The organism is Nonomuraea sp. NPDC049309, assembly GCF_043196965.1.
Lineage (GTDB): Bacteria > Actinomycetota > Actinomycetes > Streptosporangiales > Streptosporangiaceae > Nonomuraea > Nonomuraea fastidiosa.
In genome coordinates this window covers 566,252-591,179 of sequence record NZ_JBICSH010000001.1, presented here as the reverse complement: position 1 = coordinate 591,179, position 24,928 = coordinate 566,252, and the positions used below count along the sequence as shown (strand labels likewise).

At 71.7% G+C, this 24,928-nt stretch carries 24 protein-coding genes; 15 read left to right on the top strand and 9 right to left on the bottom strand.

Features of this window, described 5'->3' with window-relative positions:
* Positions 1-12 precede the first annotated feature (12 nt).
* A complete protein-coding gene (locus ACGFIM_RS02780; RefSeq protein WP_393193529.1) occupies positions 13-894 on the bottom strand; it encodes a LysR family transcriptional regulator in 882 nt (293 codons plus the stop codon).
* A 97-nt stretch (positions 895-991) separates the two neighbouring features.
* Between ACGFIM_RS02780 and ACGFIM_RS02775 the strand changes: the two genes are divergently transcribed.
* From ACGFIM_RS02775 to ACGFIM_RS02760, 4 genes are all read left to right on the top strand, one after another.
* Entirely contained in the window at positions 992-2,347 is a 1,356-nt protein-coding gene (locus ACGFIM_RS02775) for an MFS transporter (RefSeq protein WP_393193526.1), read from the top strand.
* Between the two features lie 85 nt (positions 2,348-2,432).
* Entirely contained in the window at positions 2,433-3,281 is an 849-nt protein-coding gene (locus ACGFIM_RS02770; RefSeq protein WP_393193523.1) for an oxidoreductase, read from the top strand.
* Complete coding sequence (locus ACGFIM_RS02765) at positions 3,281-3,907, top strand: TetR/AcrR family transcriptional regulator (RefSeq protein WP_393193520.1); 627 nt, start codon at positions 3,281-3,283, stop codon at positions 3,905-3,907. Before ACGFIM_RS02770 ends, ACGFIM_RS02765 begins: the two co-directional genes overlap by 1 nt.
* Before the next feature lie 191 nt (positions 3,908-4,098).
* Positions 4,099-6,486, top strand: coding sequence for an ATP-binding cassette domain-containing protein (locus ACGFIM_RS02760; RefSeq protein ID WP_393193517.1), 2,388 nt, complete (start codon positions 4,099-4,101; stop codon positions 6,484-6,486).
* A 20-nt stretch (positions 6,487-6,506) separates the two neighbouring features.
* Here the strand turns inward: ACGFIM_RS02760 and ACGFIM_RS02755 are convergent, their stop codons facing one another.
* Positions 6,507-7,754, bottom strand: coding sequence for an MFS transporter (locus ACGFIM_RS02755; protein ID WP_393193514.1), 1,248 nt, complete (start codon positions 7,752-7,754; stop codon positions 6,507-6,509).
* A 32-nt stretch (positions 7,755-7,786) separates the two neighbouring features.
* Between ACGFIM_RS02755 and ACGFIM_RS02750 the strand changes: the two genes are divergently transcribed.
* Both ACGFIM_RS02750 and ACGFIM_RS02745 read left to right on the top strand, forming a co-directional pair.
* Positions 7,787-8,905 (top strand): LacI family DNA-binding transcriptional regulator, encoded by a 1,119-nt coding sequence (locus ACGFIM_RS02750; RefSeq protein ID WP_393193511.1) that lies wholly within the window; start codon positions 7,787-7,789, stop codon positions 8,903-8,905.
* A 400-nt stretch (positions 8,906-9,305) separates the two neighbouring features.
* Positions 9,306-9,962 (top strand): maleylpyruvate isomerase N-terminal domain-containing protein, encoded by a 657-nt coding sequence (locus ACGFIM_RS02745; RefSeq protein ID WP_393193508.1) that lies wholly within the window; start codon positions 9,306-9,308, stop codon positions 9,960-9,962.
* Positions 9,963-10,406: 444 nt separating this feature from the next.
* On the opposite strand, the gene ACGFIM_RS02740 is transcribed toward ACGFIM_RS02745, so the two are convergent.
* Together ACGFIM_RS02740 and ACGFIM_RS02735 are read right to left on the bottom strand one after the other, a co-directional pair.
* Positions 10,407-11,243: an alpha/beta fold hydrolase gene (locus tag ACGFIM_RS02740; RefSeq protein ID WP_393193505.1), complete on the bottom strand. Its 837-nt coding sequence runs from the start codon at positions 11,241-11,243 to the stop codon at positions 10,407-10,409.
* 56 nt (positions 11,244-11,299) lie between these two features.
* Entirely contained in the window at positions 11,300-11,917 is a 618-nt protein-coding gene (locus ACGFIM_RS02735; RefSeq protein ID WP_393193502.1) for a TetR/AcrR family transcriptional regulator, read from the bottom strand.
* Between the two features lie 93 nt (positions 11,918-12,010).
* Between ACGFIM_RS02735 and ACGFIM_RS02730 the strand changes: the two genes are divergently transcribed.
* The gene (locus ACGFIM_RS02730; RefSeq protein WP_393193499.1) at positions 12,011-12,760 is read left to right on the top strand and encodes an SDR family oxidoreductase; all 750 of its coding nucleotides are present in this window, start codon (positions 12,011-12,013) and stop codon (positions 12,758-12,760) included.
* Positions 12,761-13,227: 467 nt separating this feature from the next.
* On the opposite strand, the gene ACGFIM_RS02725 is transcribed toward ACGFIM_RS02730, so the two are convergent.
* Positions 13,228-13,650, bottom strand: a complete 423-nt coding sequence (locus ACGFIM_RS02725) for a sensor histidine kinase (RefSeq protein WP_393193496.1) — start codon at positions 13,648-13,650, stop codon at positions 13,228-13,230.
* Positions 13,651-13,653: 3 nt separating this feature from the next.
* On the opposite strand from ACGFIM_RS02725, the gene ACGFIM_RS02720 reads away from it, so the two are divergent.
* Positions 13,654-14,037 carry a hypothetical protein gene (locus ACGFIM_RS02720; RefSeq protein WP_393193493.1) on the top strand — a complete coding sequence of 128 codons (384 nt, stop codon included), beginning with the start codon at positions 13,654-13,656 and terminating at the stop codon, positions 14,035-14,037.
* A 4-nt stretch (positions 14,038-14,041) separates the two neighbouring features.
* Here ACGFIM_RS02720 and ACGFIM_RS02715 read toward each other — a convergent pair whose 3' ends face one another.
* Entirely contained in the window at positions 14,042-14,785 is a 744-nt protein-coding gene (locus tag ACGFIM_RS02715) for an alpha/beta fold hydrolase (RefSeq protein ID WP_393193491.1), read from the bottom strand.
* Between the two features lie 301 nt (positions 14,786-15,086).
* Between ACGFIM_RS02715 and ACGFIM_RS02710 the strand changes: the two genes are divergently transcribed.
* Both ACGFIM_RS02710 and ACGFIM_RS02705 read left to right on the top strand, forming a co-directional pair.
* Entirely contained in the window at positions 15,087-15,335 is a 249-nt protein-coding gene (locus ACGFIM_RS02710) for a helix-turn-helix domain-containing protein (protein WP_393193488.1), read from the top strand.
* Between the two features lie 67 nt (positions 15,336-15,402).
* Entirely contained in the window at positions 15,403-15,792 is a 390-nt protein-coding gene (locus ACGFIM_RS02705) for a VOC family protein (RefSeq protein WP_393193485.1), read from the top strand.
* Here ACGFIM_RS02705 and ACGFIM_RS02700 read toward each other — a convergent pair.
* Complete coding sequence (locus ACGFIM_RS02700; protein WP_393193482.1) at positions 15,784-16,818, bottom strand: glycoside hydrolase family 76 protein; 1,035 nt, start codon at positions 16,816-16,818, stop codon at positions 15,784-15,786. The genes ACGFIM_RS02705 and ACGFIM_RS02700 overlap by 9 nt on opposite strands.
* Positions 16,819-16,832: 14 nt before the next feature.
* On the bottom strand, positions 16,833-17,960 hold the full coding sequence (locus ACGFIM_RS02695) for a GntR family transcriptional regulator (protein ID WP_393193479.1): 1,128 nt from the start codon (positions 17,958-17,960) through the stop codon (positions 16,833-16,835).
* A gap of 143 nt (positions 17,961-18,103) precedes the next feature.
* Here ACGFIM_RS02695 and ACGFIM_RS02690 point away from each other — a divergent pair, with 143 nt between their 5' ends.
* The 5 genes from ACGFIM_RS02690 to ACGFIM_RS02670 are packed head-to-tail and all read left to right on the top strand — an operon-like array spanning position 18,104 to position 24,053.
* Positions 18,104-19,378 carry a glycoside hydrolase family 125 protein gene (locus ACGFIM_RS02690; protein ID WP_393193476.1) on the top strand — a complete coding sequence of 425 codons (1,275 nt, stop codon included), beginning with the start codon at positions 18,104-18,106 and terminating at the stop codon, positions 19,376-19,378.
* Positions 19,375-20,313, top strand: a complete 939-nt coding sequence (locus tag ACGFIM_RS02685) for a carbohydrate ABC transporter permease (RefSeq protein ID WP_393193473.1) — start codon at positions 19,375-19,377, stop codon at positions 20,311-20,313. The genes ACGFIM_RS02690 and ACGFIM_RS02685 overlap by 4 nt, the downstream gene beginning before the upstream one ends.
* The gene (locus ACGFIM_RS02680) at positions 20,310-21,182 is read left to right on the top strand and encodes a carbohydrate ABC transporter permease (RefSeq protein ID WP_393193470.1); all 873 of its coding nucleotides are present in this window, start codon (positions 20,310-20,312) and stop codon (positions 21,180-21,182) included. The genes ACGFIM_RS02685 and ACGFIM_RS02680 overlap by 4 nt, the downstream gene beginning before the upstream one ends.
* A gap of 42 nt (positions 21,183-21,224) precedes the next feature.
* Positions 21,225-22,502 (top strand): ABC transporter substrate-binding protein, encoded by a 1,278-nt coding sequence (locus ACGFIM_RS02675; protein ID WP_393193467.1) that lies wholly within the window; start codon positions 21,225-21,227, stop codon positions 22,500-22,502.
* 24 nt (positions 22,503-22,526) lie between these two features.
* Positions 22,527-24,053, top strand: a complete 1,527-nt coding sequence (locus ACGFIM_RS02670; protein ID WP_393193464.1) for a glycoside hydrolase family 76 protein — start codon at positions 22,527-22,529, stop codon at positions 24,051-24,053.
* A 247-nt stretch (positions 24,054-24,300) separates the two neighbouring features.
* On the opposite strand, the gene ACGFIM_RS02665 is transcribed toward ACGFIM_RS02670, so the two are convergent.
* Entirely contained in the window at positions 24,301-24,915 is a 615-nt protein-coding gene (locus ACGFIM_RS02665; RefSeq protein ID WP_393193461.1) for a response regulator transcription factor, read from the bottom strand.
* Positions 24,916-24,928: the final 13 nt, after the last annotated feature.

Here is a 24,928-nt window from a genome sequence, read left to right as displayed (position 1 = left end):
GACACCCCGGGGTCAGGAATTCGCGGGGACGGTGGCGTAGAGGAGGTCGCGCAGGCCGGGGAGCGATTCGCGGTCGCCGCGCCACACCAGCCGCAGGCTCAGATCGGGCACGCCGGCGTCCAGCCTGATGAGGGTGCCGGCCCGCAGCGCGGCGGACACGGCGAACTCCGGCAGCAGCGAGATGCCGAGTCCCTGCTCCGCCCAGGCCCGCATCACCTGCACCCCACCGGCCTGCACGCGCTCCACGGCGGGCCCGAAGAGCCGTTCGGCGGCCAGGCGGAAGGAGCAGGAGGGCACGTTCACCAGCAGCCGCTCGCCGGACAGCTCGCTCAGAGGCGGCAGGGGACGCCCGCCCAGCGGATGTCCGGGCGCGGCGACCAAGGCGAGGGGCACGGTGTCGATGTCGAGGAAGCTCAGCGGGGGCGCGGCGAAGCCGAGGTCTCCGAGCGCGTCGCCGGTGTCGAGGAGCAGCGCCGCTTCCAGGCGTCCTGCGGCGACGTCGGCGAGCAGGTCGTCGCGCCGCGTGCCGGGCAGCACGTCCACCTGGAGTCCTGGGCGGCGTTCCGCGAGGGTGGCGAGCACGCGCGGGACGTAGGTGGCGGCGAGCGTCTCGAGCGCGCCGAGCCGCAGCCGCGCGGCCTGTCCGCTGACCTCGCGCCTGGCCTGGTCCGCCTGGTCGAGCAGGCGGCGCGACCAGGTGAGGAGGCGTTCGCCCCGCGGGGTGAGCCGCATGCCCCTGGTGGTGCGCGCGAACAGCTCCACTCCGAGCGATCGCTCCAGGGCGCGGATCTGGGCCGAGACGCTGGAGGGCGCCAGGCCGAGCGCGATGGCGGCGTCGGTGACCGTGCGGTGGCGTACCACGGCTTCGAAGATCTCCAGCTGGCGCAGCTCCATGTGACGGCCCAACCGGGAGCGGCGTTCGGAAATTCCGAACGCGGCGTGCGGACCTGCCGGTGGAGCGGCCGGTACGCGCGCCGCGAAGGTGCTGCGCATGACTGTCGCGCAATCTCCGCCCACGCGTCGCCGCGCCCGGGCGCTGCTGGGCATTTCGCTGGCCTATTTCATGGTGTTGCTGGACATGACCGTGCTGTCGGTGGCCGAGCCGGATCTGAGGTCCTCGCTGCGCGCCTCCATCGCCGAGCTGCAATGGGTGACCACGGGGTACACGGTGGTGTTCGGCGCGCTGTTGCTGTCGGCGGGGGCGGTCGCCGACCGCTACGGGGCGCACCGGGTCTTCAGGGCCGGGGTGGCCGTCTTCGGGCTCGGTTCGCTGCTGTGCGCCCTGGCTCCCGCCGCGGGGGTGCTGGTCGCGCTGCGGGTGGTGCTCGGCGCGGCGGGCGCGGCCTGCGTACCGGCGTCGATGGCGATGATCGCCCGGCTGTACCCGGACCCGGCGGCGCGCGGTCGCGCGGTGGCGACCTGGGCGGCCATCAGCGGCGCCGCGGTGGCGGCGGGGCCGCTGGCCGGCGGCGTACTGGTGGATCTGGCGGGCTGGCGGGCCGTCTTCCTCATCAACGTGCCGATCGCGGCGCTGGTGCTCGGCCTGACCGCCGGGCGGGCGGTGGACTGCCCGCGCGCTGAGCGCCTGATCGACTGGCGGGCGCAGGCGACGGCCTGCGCGGTGCCGGCGCTGCTGACCGACGCGCTGGTGGCGGCCGGTGGGCTGGCCTGGGTGCACGCGGCCGTGTCGGGCGTGGCGACGGTGGCGGCGGGCGTGGTGTTCGCGGCGCTGGAACGGCGTAGCGCCGCTCCGGTCGTCTCCCCCGCGTTGCTGCGCAGCCGGGGCGTGCTGTCCGGTCTGGCGGCGGGCGCTGCGGTGAACTTCGCCCTGAACGGCGGCCTGTTCGTGCTGCCGCTGCTGTTGCAGCAGGACCGCGGGCTCGGCGCGGCCGCCACGGGCCTTGCGTTCCTGCCGCTCACGCTGCCGTTCGTGCTGAACCCGCCCCTCGTCGGCCGGCTCGTGGCGCGGGTCGGCCCGAGGACGCCGATCCTGCTCGGCCTGGCGCTGCTGGCGGCGGGCGGGGCCGCGCTCGCCGTGCTGATCCAGGCGGGAGCCGGGTACGCCTGGCTGGCCGCCGGGCTGCTGAGCTGCGGTCTCGGTGTGTCGTTCGTGCTGCCCTCGCTGGTGTCGGCCGTCATCGGCGCCGCACCCGCGCAGGCGGCCGGTGCGGCAGGAGGGCTGCTCAACGCCGTACGGCAGGCCGGCGCCACGCTCGGGGTCGCCGCGATGGGCGGCGTCGTCGGGCTCGGCGGGACGAGCGGGCCGGCGACCGCGATGGCGCTGGCCGCGGCGGTGTGCGCGGCGGCCGGGGTCTGGTTCGCGTGCGACGCACCCACTCAGAATTGACACTTTGCCGACAAAAATCGACATAGTGTAGATTCTGTGATGTGGAGCCGTCCGGCTCCCGCCCGACCTAGCCCCTGGAGGGGACATGCGACAGCAGAAATGGCTCATCACCGGCGTCAGCTCGGGGCTGGGGCGGGCCTTCGCTCAGGCCGCGCTGGCGGCCGGCCACACCGTCACCGGAACGGTCCGTTCCGAGGAGGACCTGCGGGCTTTCGAGGCACTCGAGCCGGGGCGCGCGCACGGCCGCGTCCTCGACGTCACCGACGAGGGCTCGGTCCACCGGGTGGTCGCCGACGTGGAGCGGAACGTCGGGCCGCTCGACGTCGTGATCGCCAACGCCGGTTACGGCCTGGAAGGCATCTTCGAGGAGACCTCGCTGGCCGAGGTGCGACGGCAGTTCGAGGTCAACGTCTTCGGGGCGGTGTCCACGCTGCGGGCGGCCCTGCCCTTCATGCGGCGGCGCAGGAGCGGCCACCTGATGGCCGTCACCTCCATGGGCGGGCTCATGGCCGTGCCCGGCATGTCCGCGTACTGCGGCAGCAAGTTCGCCCTCGAAGGCATCCTCGAAGCGCTGGGCAAGGAGGTCGCGCAGTTCGGCATCCACGTGACGGCGATCGAGCCGGGGTCGTTCCGTACGGACTGGGCCGGACGGTCCATGACCCGCGCCGAGCACTCCATCGCCGACTACGACGAGCTGTTCCTGCCGATCAGGGCCGCGCGGCGCAAGGCGAGCGGCAACCAGCTCGGCAACCCGGCCAAGGCCGGTGAGGCGGTCGTGCACATCGCCTCCATCGAGAACCCGCCGGCCCACCTCGTCCTGGGTTCCGACGCGCTGCGCCTGGTCGCCGCCGCGCGTACCGCCGTGGACGACGACATCCGCACGTGGGAGGCGCTGTCCCGGACGACCGACTTCCCCGAAGGCGCGCAGCTCTGATGCGCGCCACCCCTCCCGCTCGGCGGCGGCGCACCGCCGCCGAGCGCAAGGGCGACCTCAGGGAACGGGCGATCCTCGACACCTGTGAGGCCCTGCTGGCCGAGAAGGGCTACGAGGCGATGACCGTCGGCGACATCGCCCAGGGCGCCGGCATCACGCGCGGTGCGCTGTACTTCTACTTCGGCTCCAAGCAGGAGGTGGTCACGGCGCTCGTGGCCAGGACGGTCGAGCATCTGTGGGAGCGCTCGCGGGCCACGGCGGAGAACGACGACCCGCGCGCGGCCATCGCGGCGGCCATGCGGCGCACGATCGAGCTGTGGAACGAGCACGGCCTGGTCATGCGGACGGCCATCGACCTGTCGCTGACCGTGCCGGAGATCGGCGCGCTGTGGAGCCACACGGCCGACCTGTTCACCGGCGCCATCACCGCCGTGCTCGAGCGAGCGGGCGTCCCGGCGGGCACCGAGCCCCACCAGGCGTCGGCGATGGCCCGCGCCCTGTGCTGGATGATCGAGCGGAGCTTCTACCACGCCTCGCAGGAGTCGCCCGAGGCGCTGCAGCGGGCGTCGTCGGCGTGCGAGCACATCTGGCTGACCTGCGCGGGGCTGGCCGCCCGCGACAAGTGATGCGGGGCGACAGGTGAGGCGGGAACGAGGCGAGAAGCGGTCAGTATTGGAGAAGCGCCGGGGGGTGGCGCGGCCCTAGCGTGGGTGGGCAAGCGCGGCTCACCCGGCACAAAACCGGATGAGAGCCGACATACTTCTCATACCTGCCCGACGGTGGCAGCGACCGCACCACAGATGGAGACACCACCAGCATGGCCACGAGCATGGACCCGCGATCGCCCGCGCCCCACGCCGCCGACGCCCACGACTGGATCCGGGTACACGGTGCCCGTGTCAACAACCTCAAGGACGTCACCGTCGAGATCCCCAAACGCCGGCTGACGGTGTTCACCGGCGTGTCGGGATCGGGCAAGAGCTCGCTGGTGTTCGGCACGATCGCCGCCGAGTCGCAGCGGATGATCAACGAGACCTACAGCACGTTCGTCCAGAGTTTCATGCCCACGCTGGCCAGGCCCGAGGTGGACGTGCTCGACGGCCTCACCACCGCGATCATCGTCGACCAGCAGCGCCTCGGCGCCGACCCGCGTTCCACGGTCGGCACCGCCACCGACGCCAACGCGATGCTGCGCATCCTGTTCAGCCGCATCGGGCAGCCGCACATCGGCTCGCCCAACGCGTTCTCCTTCAACGTGCCCACCGTGCGCGCCGCCGGGGCGATCACCGTCGAGCGCGGCGAGAAGAAGAAGCCCGTCAAGGCCACCTTCACCCGCACCGGCGGCATGTGCCCGCGCTGCGAGGGCCGCGGCACGGTCTCCGACCTCGACCTCACCCAGCTCTACGACGACTCCAAGTCGATCTCCGAGGGCGCGATCACCATCCCCGGCTACAAGGCCGACAGCTTCTGGACGGTACGCGTCATCGCCGCATCCGGCGTCATCGACCCCGACAAGCCGATCCGTGAGTACACCGAGAAGGAGCTCGACGACTTCCTGTACGCCGAGCCGCGCAAGGTCAAGGTCGACGGCGTCAACCTCACGTACGAGGGCCTGATCCCGAAGATCCGCAAGTCGTTCCTGTCGAAGGACCCCGAGGCGATGCAGCCGCACATCAGGGCCTTCGTGGAGCGTGCGGTCACGTTCGTCACCTGCCCCGACTGCGACGGCACCCGGCTCACCGAGCCGGCCCGCTCCTCGCGCATCCGCGGCATCAACATCGCCGACGCCTGCGCCATGCAGATCAGCGACCTGGCCGAGTGGGTGCGCGGCCTCGACGAGCCGGCCGTCGCGCCGCTGCTGGCCAAGCTCGCGCACACGCTCGACTCGTTCGTCCAGATCGGCCTCGGCTACCTGTCGCTCGACCGCCCCGCCGGCTCCCTGTCGGGCGGCGAGGCGCAGCGCGTCAAGATGGTCCGCCAGCTCGGCTCCTCGCTCACCGACGTCACGTACGTCTTCGACGAGCCCACCGCGGGCCTGCACCCGCACGACATCCAGCGCATGAACGAGCTGCTGCTGCGCCTGCGCGACAAGGGCAACACGGTGCTCGTCGTCGAGCACAAGCCGGAGACCATCGCCATCGCCGACCACGTCGTGGACCTCGGGCCCGGTGCGGGCACCGCCGGCGGCGAGATCTGCTACGAGGGCAGCGTCGAAGGGCTGCGCGCCTCCGGCACCGTCACCGGGCGCCACCTGGACGACCGGGCCACGCTCAAGGACACCGTGCGCACGCCCACCGGCCATCTGGAGATCCGCGGCGCCACCACCAACAACCTCAAGAACGTCGACGTCGACATCCCGCTCGGCGTGCTGACCGTCGTCACCGGCGTCGCCGGGTCGGGCAAGAGCTCGCTCATCCACGGCTCCATCCCCGCCCGCGCCGGCGTGGTGTCCATCGACCAGAGCCCCATCCGCGGCTCCCGGCGCAGCAACCCGGCCACCTACACGGGCCTGCTCGACCCGATCCGCAAGGCGTTCGCCAAGGCCAACGGCGTCAAGCCGGCGCTGTTCAGCGCCAACTCAGAAGGCGCCTGCCCCGAGTGCAACGGCGCCGGCGTCATCGAGACCGAGCTGGGCTTCATGGCCAGTGTCACCACCGTCTGCGAGGAGTGCGAGGGCAAGCGGTTCCACCCGTCGGTGCTCGAACACCGGCTCGGCGGGCGCGACATCAGCGAGGTGCTGGCCATGCCGGTCGCCGAGGCCCTGGAGTTCTTCGGCTCCGGTGAGGCCCGCACGCCGGCCGCCCACGCCATCCTCACCCGCCTCTCCGACGTCGGGCTCGGCTACCTGACGCTCGGCCAGCCGCTCACCACGCTGTCCGGCGGCGAGCGGCAGCGGCTCAAGCTGGCCACCCACATGGCGGACAAGGGCGGCGTGTACGTCCTGGACGAGCCCACCTCCGGCCTGCACCTCGCGGACGTCGAGCACCTGCTCGGCCTGCTCGACCGGCTCGTGGACGCCGGCAAGTCGGTCATCGTCATCGAGCACCACCAGGCGGTCATGGCGCACGCCGACTGGATCATCGACCTCGGGCCCGGCGCGGGTCACGACGGCGGCCGGGTGGTGTTCGAAGGCACGCCCGCCGAGCTGGTCAAGGCCCGCTCGACGGTGACCGGCGAGCACCTGGCGGCGTACGTGGGGGCCTGATCGGCCCTGACCAGCCCTGATCAGCAGGGTACGCGTTCGGGCGCCTCGATCTTCACCGAGCGCCCGAGCCTCGGCAGCACCGGAAGCGTCGCCAGGAGCAGCCCGGTGAGCGCGGCCACGCCCAGGAACGCCCGCTGCACGCCGCCCGCGTCGGCGAGCATCCCGAAGTACGCGGGGCCGGCGAGGAAGCCCAGGTAGGCGACCGTGGAGACCGCCGAGGTGGCCCTTCCCCTGAACGCATCGGGGACCGATCGCAGGCCGTACGACAGGAGGGTGGGGAAGAGCGTCGCCGTGCCCAGGGCCGCGGCGACCACGCCCACCAGGGCGAGCGGCAGCGAGGGGGCCGTCGCCGTCAGCACGCCGCCCGCCGTCGCGATCACGCCTGAGGTGACCAGCGCGGCGATCGGGCGGTGCAGCATCACCGGCCCGCCCGCCAGCCGGGCCAGCGCCGCGGTGGCGGCGAACGCCGCCGGCGCGACCGCCGCCACCGCCGGTGACGCCGCGAACGTGTCGGTCAGCAGCACCGCCGCCCAGCTCTGGAACGCGTTCTCCGCCGCGAACGCCAGCGCCCCGATCCCGCCGATCACGGCCAGCGCACTCCACCCCGGCGACCGCCCCGCCCCGGCGTCGCTTCTCACGTCCGGGTCCGTGTCCTGCCGCACGCCAGAGTCCTTGCACGGGACCTCGTCGGCGGCCCGTACGGCGGCCGGGCGCGTCGCGGTCACGACGGTCGCCGCGACTGCGGCGACCGGCACGGCGGCGGCCGTGAAGGCGGCGAGCAGGCTGCCGGTCGCGGCCGCGAGCGCGCCCGCCGCCAGGCTGCTCGCCGCGACCGCGCCGGAGAAGGCGGCGTGCGAGCGCGCCACCACCGGCCGTCCCCTGCGCTTCTCCACGGTGGCGGCGAGCGTGTTGATGGCCACGTCAGAGGCCCCCGACGCGGCGCCCACGGCGAGGATGCCCGCGCACAGCCCGGCGTAGCCGGTGGAGATCGCGCACAGCACCACGCCCGAGACCCCCAGCAGCGCGAGCAGCACCCCGGCCACCCGCAGGCCGGCGGCGTCGACGAGCCGCCCGGTCAGCAGCATGGCGGGCAGCGCTCCCGCGCCCACCAGCAGCAGCGCGACGCCGAAGCGCGCATCGCTCACCCCCGCCTGGGCGCGCAACAGGGGCAGGCAGGCGCCCCACACACCCCAGAACACGCCGAATCCGGCGAAGGCGAGGAACGGCGACGTACTGAAGAGCCTCGAGCGAGGGCTGGTTCCCGGCATGTGTGTAACGCTACACAACTAGGATTGGCGGCGTGTCCACCAACCGCAGACGCGTGACGCTCAAGGACGTGGCGGCCCGCGCGGGAGTCTCGCTGATGACCGCCTCCTACACGTTCACCCGCCCGTCCCGCGTCGCCGACGCCACCCGCGAACGCGTGCACCGCGCGGCCGGAGAGCTGGGCTACCACCCCGACGCCGTGGGCCGCGCCCTGAAATCCGGCAAGACCCGGCAGCTCGGCGTGGTCTTCGGTGAGCACCTGGTGTACGCCTTCGACGACCCGCAGACGGCCAAGTTCCTGGCCGGTGTCGCCGAGGTGTGCGTCGAGGAGGGGCAGGGGCTGACGTTCATCCCGACCCGGGGCGATGCGGGCGACGTCGATCGGGTGCTGTCGTCGGCCGTGGACGCGTTCGTGCTCTGGACCACCACGGAGGACGACCCGGTGCTCGCGGCCGTCGCCGCCGACCCGCGTCCCGCCGTCATCCAGGGCGGCCCGGCGCGTACGGGCATCGCCTGCGTCACCCAGAACGACGAGGATGCCGCCCGCGCCATCGTCGCCCGCGCACTGCGCGGCGGCGCTGCGCAGCCCCGCGCCGAGGGTGACTCCGGACGGCGCCGCACTGGCGACACCTCCGGAAAAGCCCTCACCGGCGACGCAGGTCATGGCAAGGGGCGCTCGCGCAGGCCCGTCGTCATCTCGTTCCCCCTCGATCGGGGCCGCGCGGCCGTCACGACCACGGGCTCCGGCCTGCCCGCGCACGTCCCGTTCCCCGTCACCGACGCCCGCCTGCGCGGCTACCGGGCCGCCATCGAGGAGGCCGGACTGGACTGGGCCGAGACGCCGGTCGCCGTCGTCGCCCGCAACACCCGTGCCGACGGTGCGGCGGCCGCCCGCGCGCTCGCTCCGCACCTCCCCCCGGACGCGCTCGTCATCGCGATGAGCGACGAGCTGGCCATCGGCGCCCGCGAAGCCCTCCGTGACACGCACCCCGGTGCCGCCTACCTCGGCTGGGACGCCTCACCGGCCGCCCAGGAGCTCGGCATCGTCTCCGTCGCCAACCCCCTGCGCGACCAGGGCCGCCGCTGTGCCCGGCTCGCCCTCGACCCGGACGGGCACGCCGAAAGCGAGATCCCCTGGAGCATCACCGGCTGAGGCACGACGCACGACCTCCGCTCGGCCGGCGCGGGTGTCGTCCTGGAGCGGCACCCGCTGAGGCGCGAATGCGCAACCTGCAACGCGGCGACCGTTCGGCTCGGCCGGCGCGGACGTTGTCCTGGAGCGGCACCGGCGCGATGCGCCTTCCGCATCGGAGCGTGCGCTCGGCTCGGCCGACGCGGGGGTTTGCTTGGAGCGGCACCGGTCGACACCTAACGCAGGACTCCCCGACCGGTGCAGCCTCAGCCGCCCCTTGGACCGTGACGCGCCGAAGCCGCTGCCGGATCACCGCCGCACCGGAGCCGAGCCGGAGGTTCCGCTGGGCGCGCCGGCCGGAGCCGGAGGCACGGCAAATGTGGTTGTCCGGGCTCGTGGTGCACCGCTACCGTGTGGCCGCGTGGATGACTTCTCGCGTTCATGGTCCGCTCTGCGCGCGGCGGTCGCCGGTCTCGACGACGACGCCTTCGCCGAGCCGTCGGGCTGTTCGGGGTGGCTCGTACGCGACCTGGTGTGCCACTTGATCGTGGACGCCCAGGACGTCCTAATCACGCTCGTCACGCCCACCGACCGGCCGCCCACCCGTGACGCGATCACCTACTGGGACGTCACCGACACGCCCCCGACCGGTGACGACCCGCTGGACAAGCTGACGGTGCGGCTCGCCGCCGCGTACGAGGATCCGTACCTGCTGAAGTTCCACCTCGACGACGTCGGCTCCGCCGCCGGCCGCGCCGCCGAGCTGGCCGATCCCGCCCAGCGGGTCATCACGCGCGACGAGGTGATGACGACGGGCGATTACCTGTCGGCGTACGTGCTCGAATGGACCCTGCACCACCTCGACCTGATCGCCCACCTGGAGGGGGTGCCGGGGCCGCCCGCCGAGGGGCTGGCGCGGTCGCGCGAGATGCTGGAGAAGATCGCCGGGGCGGCGTTCCCCGCGTCGTTCTCCGATGAGACGGCGCTGCTCGTCGGCACCGGCCGCCGCGCCCCGACCGCGAGCGAGAAGGAAGAGCTGGGCGAGGCGGCCGGGCGGCTGCCGTTCGTGGTGGGCTGATCGCGTGGAACCTGTCGCCTGCTGAACGCGCGGAACCCCTCGTGGGCCGAGCGCGCGAAGCGGCTCCCGCCGCTGTACGGGGAGCCGCTCACCGAGCGCTCGATCAGCAGACGCCGAGGTACCAGACGGGTGTCCAGGTCTCGGTCCGCACGGGGCCGCTGGTCGGCCAGTACAGCGCGCAGGTGCTTCCGTCCCGCTCCCGCAGGGCCGTCACGGCGTTCTCGTACCCGTCTCCGCCGCCTGCGCGGCCGTCGCGAGCAGCGCCGGTAGGAGGACGAACGCCGCGCCGGCCGCAGGCCCCCGCGTCCTCTTCGCCTGAACGGTCATGAACCGACCTTCCCCTGGTCGGTGAGTGATCTCGTTCAGTGCCGGCGCGCGGAGGAGGCCATTCAAGGTCGCAGGCAGGGCACTTCCCGGGTGATTCGCGCCCGCCACGGGGGAGGTTCAGAGCCTCTCGCACAGCCACTCCAGGCCCTCTTCGGCGCGCGTGACGATCGTGAAGTGGCTGTCGCCCGGGAGCAGTCGCAGCTCGGCCGACGGGCAGCGGGCCGCGAGCCAGGATCCGTGCGCGGCGGGGATCACGCGGTCGTCGGTGCCGTGCATGAGCAGGACAGGGGCGCTGATGTCGGCGGGATCGCAGCCCCAGTCGTGGGTGTAGGAGACGTCGTCGTCGATCTGCCCGTACGGCCCGGCGGCCGGCGCGGGCTCGGAGACCTTGCCCAGCCACCCCCACGGCCCCTCGAACACCGCCAGGTCGGCCTGGGTGAACTCGCAGTCGTACGCGAAGCCGGACGTCTCCAGCGCCGCCCGCACCTCACGGCCCGCGGCCGCCGTGCCCAGCGCGGCCACGCCGGACGGGATCATCCCGGCGAACCAGTCGAGCCCGTCGCCACCGTACGGGGCGATGGCGGCCAGGCTCAGCACCGCGCGAACACGATCGCCCAGCACGGCCGCGCACCCCAGAGCGCAGGAACCGCCACCCGAGTACCCCGCCACGGCGAAGCGGCCGATGCCCAGCGCGTCCGCGACGGCCGCCGCGTCACCTGCGACGGACGCGATCGTGCGTCCCGGGGCGGCGCTGGAGCCGCCGTACCCCGGCCGGTCGAACGACACCCAGCGCAGCCCCAGCCGGTCGGCGGCGGCGAAGAGCGGCTCGGGCGGCGATCCGAGGTTCGGCGTGCCGTGATGCCACATGATCGGCACCCGATCGCCGTCCTCCGGGGCGGTGTCGTAGACGTGCAGGGTGCGGCCCCCGCTCACCTGGACGTCCAGCTCGATCATCACGCCGCCCCTTTCCGCGGATCACCAGACGACCGTACCCCAGCAGGGCGGGGCCGCTATCGGCCGGACGGGGCCGGCCACTGGAGGAGGGCGAGGTCGGCGATGCGGTGCAGCTCGTCACGGCAGGCGCCGCCGGCGGCCTGGACGGCGATGCCGTTGGCCACGGTCATGAGGTAGCGGGCGAGCAGCTCGGGGTCGCTGTCTTCGGGCAGGTCGCCCTCGGCGGCGGCGCGCTTGAGGCGTTCGGCGAGGAGCGCGACGCCGCTCTCCCGCCAGGCGGCGAGCGTGTCGCGGGCGGCACGGCCCGGCTCTCCGGCGGCCAGCGACCCTTGGACGCCGAGGCAGCCCGCCGGGGCGCCGGGAGTGGTGGTGGCCTGGACGGCGCCGTGGAGGAACGCGGTCGCCACTTCGCGCGCGGTCGGCTCGCCCACGGCCCGCTGGACGTAGGAGGCGGGGCCGTCGGTGTAGCGCTGCAGCGCCAGGTGGAACAGGTCTTCCTTGCTGCCGAACGCGGCGTACATGCTGGTGCGGCTGATGCCCATGGCCCTGGTCAGATCGGTGAGGCTTGCGCCGTCGTAGCCCTGCTGCCAGAACACCCGCATGGCCTGCTCCAGCGCCTTTTCGGTGTCGAAGCCGCGCGGGCGGCCGATGGGGCCCTTTTCCTGCCGTTGCACGTCCTCGATCCTACCTTTGTGTACCGATCGGTGCAGAAGTGCTATCGTCATCTTCCGTACCGATCGGTACAGATATCTGATGAGGTGAAGGCAATGATGCTGTTCGAGGGAAAGACCGCGGTCATCACCGGGGGCGGGACGGGGATCGGGCTGGCGACCACCAGGAGACTGGCGGCCGAGGGCGCGCACGTGTTCATCACCGGCCGCAGGAAGGCCGTACTCGATGAGGTCGTGGCGGATCTCGGCCCGACGTCGGTGACCGCCGTCCAGGGCGACATCGCCAACCTCGCCGACCTCGACCGGCTCTACGCCGCCGTACGCGACCGGGGACGTGGCATCGACGTGCTGTTCGCCAACGCCGCCACCGCGTCGTTCGCGACCTTGGAGCAGGTCACCGAGCAGCACATCGACGAGATCTTCGGGGTCAACGTCCGGGGCACGCTGTTCACCGTGCAGAAAGCTCTGCCGCTGCTCAACGACGGCGCCTCCGTGATACTCAACTCCTCGGTGCGGGCCGGCGACGGCGTGCCCGCGTTCGGCGTGTACTCCGCGTCGAAGGCGGCGATCCGCTCCTTCGCCCGCACCTGGGCCGGCGAGCTGGCAGGCCGTAACATCCGGGTGAACGCGATCTCCCCCGGCACCATCGACACCCCCGGAGCCGACAGCCTGGTCTCCGGCTCGGACTCGCCCCTCAAGAAGGAGGACTTCGCGGCGGGCATCCCGATCGGCCGCATCGGACGCCCCGAGGAGGTCGCCAACGTGGTGGCCTTCCTCGCCTCCGACCAGGCCGGCTTCTTCCTTGGCGCGAACCTGGTCGTGGACGGCGGCGAGGTCCAGATCTAGCGGCCGTACGTACGTTCCTGCGCCGAACTGATCAAGGCGAGGACCGCCCCAACCGAGACCTCCGGAACCCGCGACCGCCACCTTGCGCACGCGGGACCCGCGGACCGACAGCCGGCGCACGCGGGACCGGCATGCAGCCCTTGCACCGCGCCGCGGGTGAGGCAGAGCACCAGTGAACCCCGCGTCCCCTGCCACGGATGCGATCGTGCGCCCCGGGTGCGCCGCGGCGCAGGTGAAACAGAGCACCGGTGAACGGCAGCAACGCCACGCCCGCAGGCACGGAGCCGGAAGCACTCCGCAACGGCTCCGGCTCGCGGCGGTCTTGCCATCGCACGGTCACGACCGCCGCGAGCCATCTCCCCGTATCCGCTTCCCCACCACAGCGATCACCCCCTACGCGAATCGACGCGTGATCTGGCAGGGTCTGCCCTTGCCCCGGCGAGGACCGCACTTCGCAGCATCACGCGTCAGAGGGGCGCCGCCCGCGCCAGGCCTCGGGGCGTGGGGCGGGCGCTGAACGTGCCGCCGTACAGCTTCACAAGCTCGCGCATGCCGATCAGGCCGTGGCCGCCGGGGCCCGCGCGGGGTGGGCGGCCGTGGACGGGTCCGTCGTCGATGACGTCGATCGCGGCTTCGCGGTGGTCGATGCCGACGGTGACCGTGCAGCGGGTGGGCGCCGCGTGGGTGACGACGTTGGTCAGCGCCTGTTGCACGATGCGGTAGACCGACATCGCGACTGCGGGAGGCGGCTCGGTGTCCCCGCTGACGGTGAGGTGGACGTCGACTCCGGCGGAGCGGGCGTCGTCGGCCAGCTTGGGCAGGTCGGCCATGCCGGGGACGGGCAGGTGGGCCTGCTGCGGGTCGCCGTCGGAGCGGAGGAGGCCGATCACCTAGTGGATCTCGGTGAGCGTGCTCCGGCTGGTCTCCTCGATGACGGCCAGCGCGGCGCGCGCCCCTACTACACGGCATGGGGCGGCACGCGCTGGCATCCGTTCAGGGCGCTCTCGGGGCCGGCGTTCTTCGGGTGGGTCGTGCTGGCCGCAGGCGCCTACCGCTCCGGCGTTCTGGGGCTGGGGCGTTCGGTCGCGCTCGGCCTGATGTCGATGCTCGCGCTCGGCCCGCTCAAAGGCACTCAGATCCCGCAGTCCTTCATCGCGGTGGGCGGCCTGTGCGTCGCGTTCGTCCCTCTGGGCGTCTCCCTGCTGCGCGACGGTCCCCGCCGACCAGGCGCGCGCTCGTCTGGGTCGCGATCCTCGCGGCGGTGTACGTCCTCGTGACGGCCTACGGGCCGAAGGGGTGACGCCCGGTCAGGACCTCGGCGAACAGGTCAGGGCGCTGCAGGGGGATGCCGTGCCCGCAGCCCGGTACGGCGATCAGCCGGCTGCCGGGCAGGGCGGCGTGGACGGCCTGCGCGGATGCGTGCATCAGCGCGCGTTCGCGCTCCCCCACCATGATCGTGGCCGGGTTCGGGAAGCCGGCCCATCCTGAGGGGAGGGTGAAGCGGATGTTCTCTCCGACGCCGGCGAGCAGCGTCTCCCGGCTCGTACGCGCGCTGTCGCGTACATAGTCGGCCAGCAGCCCGTCCGGGATGAGCAGGTGCCTGGCCTGGAGCCTTGCGAACCACTCCCGCCCGGCCAGCGGCGCGGTCGCCGCGAGCAGCCCGAGCGCCGCCCGGGGGAAGCGGAGCGGCTTGGCCTGCGCGCTCACCACGACGGCCCTGGCGACGAGGTCAGGACGGGTCGCGGCGAGGAGGATCGTGAGCTGCGCGCCGAGCGAGAACCCCGCGACGGTCGCGCCGTCCGGTGCGCGTTCTTCGAGGATCTTCGCCACGGCCCGCGTGGTCTCCTCATGCGATCGGTACGCTACCGCCGCGCTGCGCCCGTGGCCGGGGAGGTCGGGGACGATCGCGCGGAAGCGCGAGCCGAGCCGGTCGAGCGCCGGGCGCCACATCCAGCCCGCTACGCCGCCGCCGTGCAGTAACAGGACGGGCGGGGCGTGCGGGTCGCCGGTCTCACGGACGTACACGACCTCATCCTCCCATCGGCCTCGGCGGGAGAGCCCCTACTGTGGGGGATGACTCGTCAGGCGGTGCCGTACGTGGGGGCGCTCAGCGCGTACGAGCTGGGCCGTCGCGCGCATCGCGGGCTGCCGTCGGCCACGATCTCGATCACGATCCCGGAGACCGAACCGGTGGAGATCGCCTGGCTCGGGCGTCCCGGCCGGCCGGGACGGTTCCGGGCCGCCGTCGCCGGGCTGAATCTGGATGCGGCCGAGCTGCGGCATGAGGGCTCTGGGCGGGGTGTGTGGGTGACGCTGAGCCCACTGGGTGCGGCGGCATCTCAGCGGCACGGTACGCGCCGCGCTCGGCGTGACGCCGAAGGAGTACCAGCGGCTGGTGCGTTTCGAGGCGGCGCGCGGCGGGCTCGTGGCCGCCGCCCGATCCGGCGGCGTCGGCTTGGCGGAGGTGGCGGCGCCGGCGGGGTTCGCGGACCAGGCGCACTTCACGCGGGAGTGGCACGCCATGGCCGGCTGTACGCCGGTCGAGTGGCTGCGCACCGAGGGACCGTCCGCGTAGGCGCCCGGCCAGGGGCGTTCCCCAATCTTCAAGACCCGGGCACTCCGTCACCCCCACGATGAGGCGCATGAACCTCTCCCCACGCCTCATCGTGCCCGACCCCGACCGCGCCTCAGCGTTCTATCAGGAGACCCTCGGCGCGGAGCGGGTGTTCAGCGCTCCTCCGGCCGGAGCCGGGGACGCCAGGCCCAGCGTCATCGAGCATCGCCTCGGCGGGGCGACGTTCCGGGTGTCGCCGAGCGTCGATGCGTGGGGCCGGCGGTCGCCGGACGATCTCGGCGGGTCGGCGGTGCTCATCGAGATCGACGCGGACGATCCGGACGCCGTGGGCGAGCGCATGGTCGCTCACGGCGCCGAGGTGGCGGTCCCGATCGAGAACCGGCCGTACGGCAAGCGCTCGGGCCGGATCCGCGACCCGTTCGGCCACCTGTGGATCATCACGGGACCGCTACGCTGAGCCGGCAGCGAGCGCGGCGCACACCTCGGTCGCCATCACCGCGCTGAGCTGCGCCGACAGCGAGACCTTGGGCTCCGGCGGGCGGTTCCAGTCCTGGCCGGCGCGCAGCAGGCCGTCGCTCAGGCAGTTCTTCCACAGACGCTCGGTGCTGCCGAACAGGAATTCCCGCACGTCGGGCACGTCGCGCACCTCGAGCAGGAGGTGCGCGTAGCGGTAGTAGACGCCCTTGAACAGCCCTTCGTCGCCGCCGTCGCCCTCGCGGGCGAAGACGCCGCCGGAGCTCAGCTCGGCGATCGCCGTCGTCGCGGTGCGCTCCGCGCGGTCGAGGTAGTCGTCCCGGCCGAGCCGCTGGGCCAGCTCGACGCAGGCGCCGACGTACAGGCCCTGGTTGTACGTGAAGCGCCAGTCCACGTCGATGGCGTGGTCCTGCTGCCGGTTGACGCCGTCCTCCACGAACCCGTCGGGCCGCACCAGCGCGCCCTCCAGCCAGTCCATGACCCGCACGCCCCACTCCAGGTAGCGGTCCTCGCCGGTGACGCGGTGGAGCCGGGCCGACAGGATGACGAACGGCGCGTTGGCCGGGGTGTTCTTGTAGTACGGCTGCTGCACCCGCCAGGCGATGCCGCCGCCCTCGTGCTCGTTCCAGCCGTGGTCGAGCACGTGCTGCCAGAGCACGACGGCGTCGCGGCGCAGGCCGGCGGAGCCGGTGGCCTCGGCCAGGCGCAGGGTGGCGAGCGCGAGCCAGAGCATGTCGTCGAAGTAGTCGTTGAACAGCGCGCCGCCGTTGCGCCGCCGGATGCCGGCGAGGATCCCGGCGGCCTGGTCGAGCCTGGCCGGGTCGGAGGTGCGCCGGTGCGCGTCGATCCGCACGTCCATGGCGTGCGCGAGCCACCAGTAGTTGAAAACGTCGTCGTCGCCCGGCTCCAGCGGATGCCAGTTGTGGAAGAGCTGGTCGCCGGGGGCGGCGAAGTAGTGGTCGAGGCTGCGCTGCGCCAGCTCGGCGCGGTCGCTCCAGATGTCGGGCAAGGGTCCTCCGTGGTTCAGCTGGTCTCGGGCTCGACGATCGAGAACGGGACGATGGAGCGCGGCGGCACCGTCTCGCCGCGCATCTGGGCGAGCAGCAGGTCCACCGCCTGGCGGCCCATCTCCCGCTGGTTCTGGCGCACGTGGAGGAACGGCGGCCCGGCGACGGGGTCGAGCGGCGAGTCGAAGCAGGCGATGAGCGGCCGCGGCTCGGTCTGCGCGACGGCCCGGCTCATCACCCGCGCCAGGTTGTACTCGCACACCACGAACGCGGTCACCTCGGGCTCGCGGGCCTGGAAGCCGCGGATGCGCTCGACGTCGGCCTGTACGTTGTCCGGGGTGAACGCGCCGGGCAGCGTGCTGGACAGGCCGGTGAGCTGGCGGGCGTTGTCGAGTGACAGGCCGCGCCCGGCGAAGGCGGCGCGGAAGCCCTCAAGGCGCTCCTCGATGCTGGAGGTGTTCTCGGGCGGCGGGGAGACGAACGCGACCTGCCGGTGCCCCTGATCGAGCACCCGCTCGGTGAGGGCACGGGCGGCGGCGACGTTGTCGGTGTGCACGGCGCACACCTGGATGCCGGCGAGGTAGCGGTCGACGAGCACCAGCGGGAAGCCGTCGAGTATGGTCCGCAGCAGGCCGGCGTTGTAGTACTCGCCGTGTACGGGGAACACGATCAGCCCTTCGGCGAGCCCGGCGTCGACCATCGACTCGATGGCCTTCTCCTCCTCTTCCTGGCTGCCGCGGGTCCGCTTGATCACCAGGTTGATGCCGCGCTCGGCGCAGCGCTCCTCCACGGCGCAGAGCAGCTCCAGGCCGTACGCCTCGGACGCGTCCGGATAGATCATGGCGATCGTGCCGGGCACCCGTTCGCCTTCGGCCGCCGCGGATCGGGACGGTGAGAGGTCCAGCGCGTCGAGGTCGGGCAGGTCGGCGGCCACGAACGAGCCCTTGCCGCGGATCCGCTCCACCACGCCGGCCTGCCGTAGCACCTCCAGCGCCTTCTTCGAGGTGATCCGGCTGACCTCGAAGCGCTCGGCCAGCTCCATCTCCGAGGGGACGCGGTCGCCGGGGTTCAGCGCTCCTTTCCGGAGCTCGTCCAGGAGGTATTCGATGATCCGCTCGTACAGGAGCGGGCCTCTCGCAGCCACTCTTCCCCTTCACAAGTTGGTATGTCCACTCATTTTGGTATATATCATCTCATAAATCGGCATGAAGTACATATTGACTTATGCCAACTTAATTCCTACGTTTCCCTCAAGTGACATCTCGCGCACCTCACGAAGGGAAACGCGTGAACTCCGTCCCCCAAGTACTGCTCGACGTGGCCGCAGACGTACGAACGCGCCTCGAACCCCGCTTCCCCGAGGTCGCGGCCATGTTCCGGCAGTGCTTCCTCAACACGCTGGAGACCACGGTCAGGCGGCTGCCCGACGGGACCACGTTCGTGCTGACCGGCGACATCCCGGCCATGTGGCTCCGCGACTCGGCGTCCCAGATCGAGCCGTACGTGCGCTACGCCGCACACGACGACGACCTGCGGGCCATGGTCCGCGGAGTGATCCGCCGCCAGGCCCGCTACGTCGCGCTCGACCCGTACGCCAACGCCTTCAACGAAAACCCCGACGGCCAGGGCCACCACGACGACCGCACCGAGCTCACCCCCTGGGTCTGGGAGCGCAAGTGGGAGCTGGACTCGCTCTGCCACCCGCTGCGGCTGCTGCACCTGTACCACACGGCCACCGGCGACGCCGAGGTGTTCGACGAGGACGTGCACCGCATGCTCACCGTCGCCGTCGCGACCATGCGCGCCGAGCAGCACCCCGAGTCCTCGGCCTACCGCTTCGAACGCCCGCACCCCGAGCTGCCCACCGACACGCTCGTCAACGGCGGGCGCGGCCCCGAGTGCGGCTACACCGGCATGGTCCGCTCGGCGTTCCGGCCCAGCGACGACGCCTGCACCTACGGCTACCTGGTCCCGGCCAACATGTTCGCGGTCGTCGTGCTCGGCCACGTCGCCGCGTTCGCCCACGACTTCTACGGTGACGCCGCCCTGGCCGCCGACGCCGCCGCGCTGCGCGACGAGATCGAGGAGGGCATCCAGCGGCATGCGATCGTCGACCATCCCCGCCACGGCCCCGTCTACGCGTACGAGACCGACGGCCTCGGCAACCACCTGCTGATGGACGACGCGAACATCCCGAGCCTGCTGTCCATCCCCTACCTCGGCTACCGCCCGGCCACGGATGAGACGTACCGCAACACCCGGGCCTTCGTGCTCAGCCCCGGCAACCCGTACTACAGCGAGGGCCGGCACGCGCGCGGCATCGGCAGCCCGCACACCAAGCCCGGCCAGGTCTGGCCGATGTCGCTGGCCATGCAGGGCCTCACCAGCACCGACCAGGAGGAGCGCGCCGAGCTGCTGGCCACGCTCGCCGCCACCACCGCCGGCACCGGCTACATCCACGAGAGCTTCGACCCCGACGACCCCGGCGTGTTCACCCGCCCCTGGTTCGGCTGGGCCAACAGCCTGTACGCGCAGTTCGCCATGGAGGTGGCGCTGACATGACACAGACGCTCGCCGGCAGGCCCGCGGCCGGCCGGGCCTCACCCGGTCACGCCCGGCCCCGGCGTTCCCTGCCGGCCAGGCATCAGGCGCGCGCCGGGGTGCTGTTCGCCACGCCGCCGATGGTGCTGTTCGTCGTCTTCACCGTGCTGCCGGTGATCGGCGCCCTCGGCCTCAGCTTCACCCGCTACGACGTGTTCAGCCCGCCGTCGTGGGCCGGCCTGGAGAACTACGCCAGGCTGCTGGAGGACACCACCTTCTTCACCACGCTCAAGAACATCCTGCTCTACTGCGCGATGTTCGTACCGCTGATGATCGCCGCCTCGCTGCTGCTCGCGGTGGCGCTCAACAGCAAACTGCCGGCGATGGGCGTCTTCCGCACCGTCTACTACATCCCGGTCGTGACCTCCCCGGTCGCCGCCGCGACCGTGTGGACCTGGATGCTCAACAGCCACTACGGGCCGGTCAACGAGATCCTCGGCTTCTTCGGCATCCCCGGACCCGCGTGGCTGGGCGACAGCAGCACGGCCATGCTCTCCATCGTGATCGTCACGCTCTGGCAGGGCGTCGGCTCCAACATGCTGATCTACCTCGCCGGCCTGCAGAACATCCCCAAGCACCTGTACGAGGCCGCCGCGCTGGACGGCGCGGGCCGCTGGGCGACGTTCGCCCACGTCACCTGGCCGCAGCTCCGGCTGACCACGCTGTTCGTCACGACCCTGTCGCTGATCGGCGCCTTCCAGCTCTTCGACCAGGCGTACGTGATGACCAAGGGCGGACCGGGCAACTCCACGCTCACGCCCGTCTACCAGATCTACGAGACCGCCTTCAACCGGCTGCAGATGGGCTACGCATCGGCGCAGGCGTTCACGCTCTTCCTCATCATCGTGGCGGTCACCGTGATCAACATGCGGATCAATCGGAGTGACGAGACATGACCATCGCCAGGCGGATCAGGATCGCGCTGTTCTACATCGTGCTCACGGTCGTCGGGCTGTTCATGCTGCTGCCGTTCCTCTGGTCGCTCAGCACGTCGCTCAAGCCCGACAACGAAATCATCTCGCTGCCGATCACGTGGCTGCCCGGCTCGATCACCTTCGAGCACTACTGGACGGCGTTCACCATGGTGCCGTTCGCCCGCCACTTCGCGAACTCGATGCTGCTCGCCGTGGCCGGTGTCATCACGAACCTGCTGCTCGGCGCGATGGCCGGATACGCCTTCGCGCGGCTGCCGTTCCGCGGCAGCAAGCTGCTGTTCCGGCTGCTGCTCGCCTCGATGATGGTGCCCGCCGTGGTCACGCTGGTGCCGTCGTTCCTCATCGTGCGCAGCATCCCGCTCGCGGGCGGCAACGACATCACCGGGCAGGGCGGCATCGGGCTGCTGAACACGTACTGGGCGGTCATCCTGCCCGGCGCGGTCGGCGCGTTCGCGGTGTTCATGATGCGGCAGTTCTTCCTCTCCCTGCCCAAGGACCTCGGCGAGGCCGCCCGCGTGGACGGCTGCCCCGAGTTCCGCATCTTCTGGAAGATCTACCTGCCGCTGTGCCGGCCCGCGCTGGCCACGCTCGCGGTGTTCACGTTCGTGGCGGGCTGGAACGGCTTCCTCTGGCCGCTCATCGTGCTCAACGACCCCGACATGAGCACCATCCAGATGAGCCTGGCCGCCTTCTCCTTCAACCACCAGACCGACTACGGGCCGCTCATGGCCGGTTCGATCGTCGCCATGGCGCCCACCCTGCTGCTGTTCGCCTTCGCGCAGCGCTACCTCACCCGAGGCCTCGCCTTCACCGGCTCCGGCCTCCAATGACCGATCTTTCACCAAGGTCTTCACGAAAGGAATGAGCCGCCGATGCACGCGACCCTGACCAGGCGGCTGGCGGCCGCCGCACTCGCCGTCGCGACGGTGATCACCACCGGCTGCGCCTCCTCGGGCACCGCCTCCTCGTCGTCCGACGGGGTCGTCCGGCTCACGTTCTGGGGCGACTGGTCCGGCGAGGGCGAGCAGCAGTTCAGAACGATGACCGAGGCGTTCAACAAGTCCCACCCGAAGATCCAGGTCGAGTACGTCGTCCAGGAGGACATCCTCACCAAGTTCCTGACCGCCTCCACCTCCGGCCAGGCCCCCGACGTGATGTTCTGGGACCGCTGGCGCACCGCGAGCTACGCGCCCAAGAACGTGCTGCTCCCCCTCGACGACCTGCTGACGAAGGACGGCATCCCCAAGGAGCGCTTCTACGGCGAGGCCGTGCGCGAGCTGACGCACGACGGCAAGCTGTACGGGCTGCCGCTCACCGTGGACGCCCGCGCCCTGTTCTACAACAAGGCCCACCTGAAGGAGGCCGGCATCGAGCCGCCGCGCACGTGGGACGAGCTGGAACAGGCCGCGGTGAAGCTGACCAAGCGCGAGGGCGGCAAGCTCGTCCGCGCGGGACTGTCCATGGACGACACCGGCCTGTTCAGCATGTACCTGCGCCAGGCCGGCGGGCAGATGGTCACCGACGACTGCTCGCGCACCGCGTTCAACAGCCCGCAGGGCCGGCAGGTGCTCGGCCTGTGGGACCGGATGGCCAAGGCCGGCGTCTACCAGAGCGGCTTCGAAAAGGGCCTCGGCGAGGGCACCGACGCCTTCGCCACCGGCAAGGTCTCCATGATCCTCACCGGGCCCTGGAACATCACCACGTACAAGAAGTACGGCAAGGACCTCGACTTCGGCATCGTGCCGCCGCCTGCGGGGCCACAGGGCGACAAGGCCAGCCTCATGGGCGGCTTCGGCCTGGTGATCCCGCGCGCCTCCAAGCAGCAGGACGCCGCCTGGGAGTTCATCAAGTGGTGGGCCGCCGAGAAGGACAACGCCATGCTCTGGGCCAAGACCAGCCTGAACATCCCCGGCAACGTCGAGGCCGCACAGGATCCGTTCTTCTCCGGCGACCCGTTCTGGAAGCCCATCCTGGAGACGCTGGAGTTCGCCGAGATCCGCCCCACCTGCGCCGGCTACCCGCCGATGGAGGAGGAGTCCGTCATCCCCAACCTCCAGCTCTTCCTGGAGGGCAAGGTCGGCGCCGAGCAGGCCCTCGCCCAGGCCCAGCAGGAGGGCGACCGGGTGCTCAAGGACAACAACCTCAACTGACCTCGACTGATCAAGGACACGCCGGTGAGATCACGCCTCGCGGCTGCCTGCGTCGTGTTATCGGCAGCCCTCGTCCAGCCGCTCCAGCCCGCCCCGGCCGCCGCAACCGTCCCGGGCGACGCCGATGCGGCCATGTCGGCCTTCGTCGCGGCCTTCTGGGACCCGCAGAAGAAGTACTTCTACACCAACAGCGACCACCGCATCCACGAGCACGCGCACGGCCCCGAGAACGGCCTCTACACCGACTTCTGGTGGGAGGCCCAGCTGTGGGAGCTGGTCATGGACGCCTACGAGCGCACCCGCAGCTCCAGGTACCGCAAGATGATCGACGACGTCTACGCGGGCTTCGTCGCCGCCTACCCGACGTTCGACAACGACTTCAACGACGACCTGGGCTGGTGGGCGCTGGCCTGCGCGCGGGCGTACGAGATCACCGGGAACACCGCGTACCTGGACAGGTCGCGCGAGCTGTTCGAGCGGATCTGGGCCTTCCACGACGCGACGTACGGCGGCGGCATCTGGTGGCGCAGAAGCGTACGCGACCAGAAGAACGTCGCCACCAACGCCCCCGCCGTGCTCACCGCCACCAAGCTCTACACCGCCACCGGCGAGGCGGGCTACCTGGAGCGGGCGCGCGGCCTGTTCGCCTGGATCAAGGAGAACCTCCAGGAGGACGGCCACGTCTACGACCACATCCAGGACGACGGCACGCTCGTGAAGTGGGACTTCACCTACAACTTCGGCACCTACATCAGCGCCGCCGCCGCGCTGCGCAAGGTCACCGGAGCGGACTCCTACCTGGACGACGCGCGCGCGGCGGCCGACTGGGCCACCACCTACCTCACCAACGGCGGCACGCTGCTGCACGAGGGCGTCGACGACGGCGGCGGCTTCAAAGCACGGCTGGTCCGCGCGCTCGACACGCTGGTCAAGGAGCACGGCCAGCGCCAGTACCTGCCCTTCCTGCAGCGCAACGCCACCCAGGCGTGGACCCACCGCCGCGCCGCCGACAACCTGGTGGGCCCCGACTGGTCTGCGCCCGCACCCGATACGTACCTGCAGAGCCTGACCGCCGCCGCCCCCGTCAGCTTGCTCCAGATCGTCCGGCCGGACGGCAACGCCGGGCTCCAGCCGGAGAACGGCGTCTACGAGGCCGAGAACGCGCGCCCGTCCGGCATCGGAGCCGAGAGCAGCCGGCCCGGCTTCAGCGGACGCGGCTACCTCGCCGGCTGGAACGACGCGAACCAGACGCTCACCTTCCACGTCAACGTGGCCTCGGCCGGGCCGTACGAGCTGCGCCTGCGCTACGCCGCCGGAGCGGGCGACGCCACCCGCCGCGTCCTCGTCAACGGCACCGAGGTGGCCGCCGCCCAGCCGTTCTCCTCCACCGGCGACTGGGGCGCCTGGAACACGGTCGTGCTCGGCGGCGTCACCCTCGCCGATGGGCACAACACGATCCGGCTGGAGATGGGCTCCAACTTCCTCAACCTCGACAGGCTCGACGTCTCCGCCCAGGCCGGCTCCGGTGTGCCGCGCGGCACCGGCACCTAGTCCGCCCACGCCGGCGTGCCGCTCCGGCAAGGCGCCGACACGGTCGCGATCACGTTCGGCTCCGCCAAGGGCAGCGCGAATTGGCTCGACCTCGATGAGATGGCACTCCGCTACACCGGTGGCCGGCAGGAAGCCTCTCCGCTGCGGCGTGATCGCGACCGCCGAGGCGCCCGCCACCCATCGCCTACGCCCGGCGGTCGAAGACCATCGCAAGCTACCTCTGCTGAACCTTGCGTGGCAGGGCCGATCAGGTGCCGGGGCGTACCAGACCGCTCTCATAAGCCAGGATGACGAGCTGCACCCTGTCACGCACGCCCAGCTTCGCGATGGCCCTCGTGATGTGGGTCTTGGCGGTGAGCGGGCTGATGACCAGCCGCTCGGCGATCTCGGTGTTGCACAGGCCGAGCGCCACCAGCCGCACCGCCTCCAGCTCCCGCGAGGTGAGCGCTACCGGGCCCACACCGTTACCGATCTTGCGGTCGAGGGTGGCCTTGGCCACGAACCCCTTCGGGTCGTCCTTGACGATACGGATGTTCCGCAGCACCGGATGCTTCCTGTCCAGGCCGGCGAGCACGGCCTTGAGCCCCTTGCCGCCGCCGCAGTGCCCGGTGATCGTCACCTCCTGGCCGCGCTTGGTCGTCGGGTTCGGGCTGACCTGCACCACCGCCCTGGCGCCCTTCGGCGGCCGCTGCTTCTTCGGCGCAGCCGCCTCACTCGCCGTACCCGCCTGACCCGTCTGGGCCGCCTGGACCGGTCGGGCCGCTTGAGCCGCTTGGGCACCGGCCGGCGCGCTCGCCGTGGCGAGCAGACCGGCGGTCAGGCCGAGTCCGGCGATCGCGGCGAGCACACGATCTTCCCTCATTACGGTTCCTCTC

Coding starts and splice junctions, on each gene's coding strand:
- ACGFIM_RS02685 (WP_393193473.1), top strand. CDS start 19,375: ATGACACAGACGCTCGCCGGCAGGCCCGCGGCCGGCCGGGCCTCACCC.
- ACGFIM_RS02760 (WP_393193517.1), top strand. CDS start 4,099: ATGGCCACGAGCATGGACCCGCGATCGCCCGCGCCCCACGCCGCCGAC.
- ACGFIM_RS02755 (WP_393193514.1), bottom strand. CDS start 7,754: ATGCCGGGAACCAGCCCTCGCTCGAGGCTCTTCAGTACGTCGCCGTTC.
- ACGFIM_RS02765 (WP_393193520.1), top strand. CDS start 3,281: ATGCGCGCCACCCCTCCCGCTCGGCGGCGGCGCACCGCCGCCGAGCGC.
- ACGFIM_RS02675 (WP_393193467.1), top strand. CDS start 21,225: ATGCACGCGACCCTGACCAGGCGGCTGGCGGCCGCCGCACTCGCCGTC.
- ACGFIM_RS02780 (WP_393193529.1), bottom strand. CDS start 894: ATGGAGCTGCGCCAGCTGGAGATCTTCGAAGCCGTGGTACGCCACCGC.
- ACGFIM_RS02770 (WP_393193523.1), top strand. CDS start 2,433: ATGCGACAGCAGAAATGGCTCATCACCGGCGTCAGCTCGGGGCTGGGG.
- ACGFIM_RS02730 (WP_393193499.1), top strand. CDS start 12,011: ATGATGCTGTTCGAGGGAAAGACCGCGGTCATCACCGGGGGCGGGACG.
- ACGFIM_RS02740 (WP_393193505.1), bottom strand. CDS start 11,243: ATGATCGAGCTGGACGTCCAGGTGAGCGGGGGCCGCACCCTGCACGTC.
- ACGFIM_RS02680 (WP_393193470.1), top strand. CDS start 20,310: ATGACCATCGCCAGGCGGATCAGGATCGCGCTGTTCTACATCGTGCTC.
- ACGFIM_RS02705 (WP_393193485.1), top strand. CDS start 15,403: ATGAACCTCTCCCCACGCCTCATCGTGCCCGACCCCGACCGCGCCTCA.
- ACGFIM_RS02665 (WP_393193461.1), bottom strand. CDS start 24,915: ATGAGGGAAGATCGTGTGCTCGCCGCGATCGCCGGACTCGGCCTGACC.
- ACGFIM_RS02775 (WP_393193526.1), top strand. CDS start 992: ATGACTGTCGCGCAATCTCCGCCCACGCGTCGCCGCGCCCGGGCGCTG.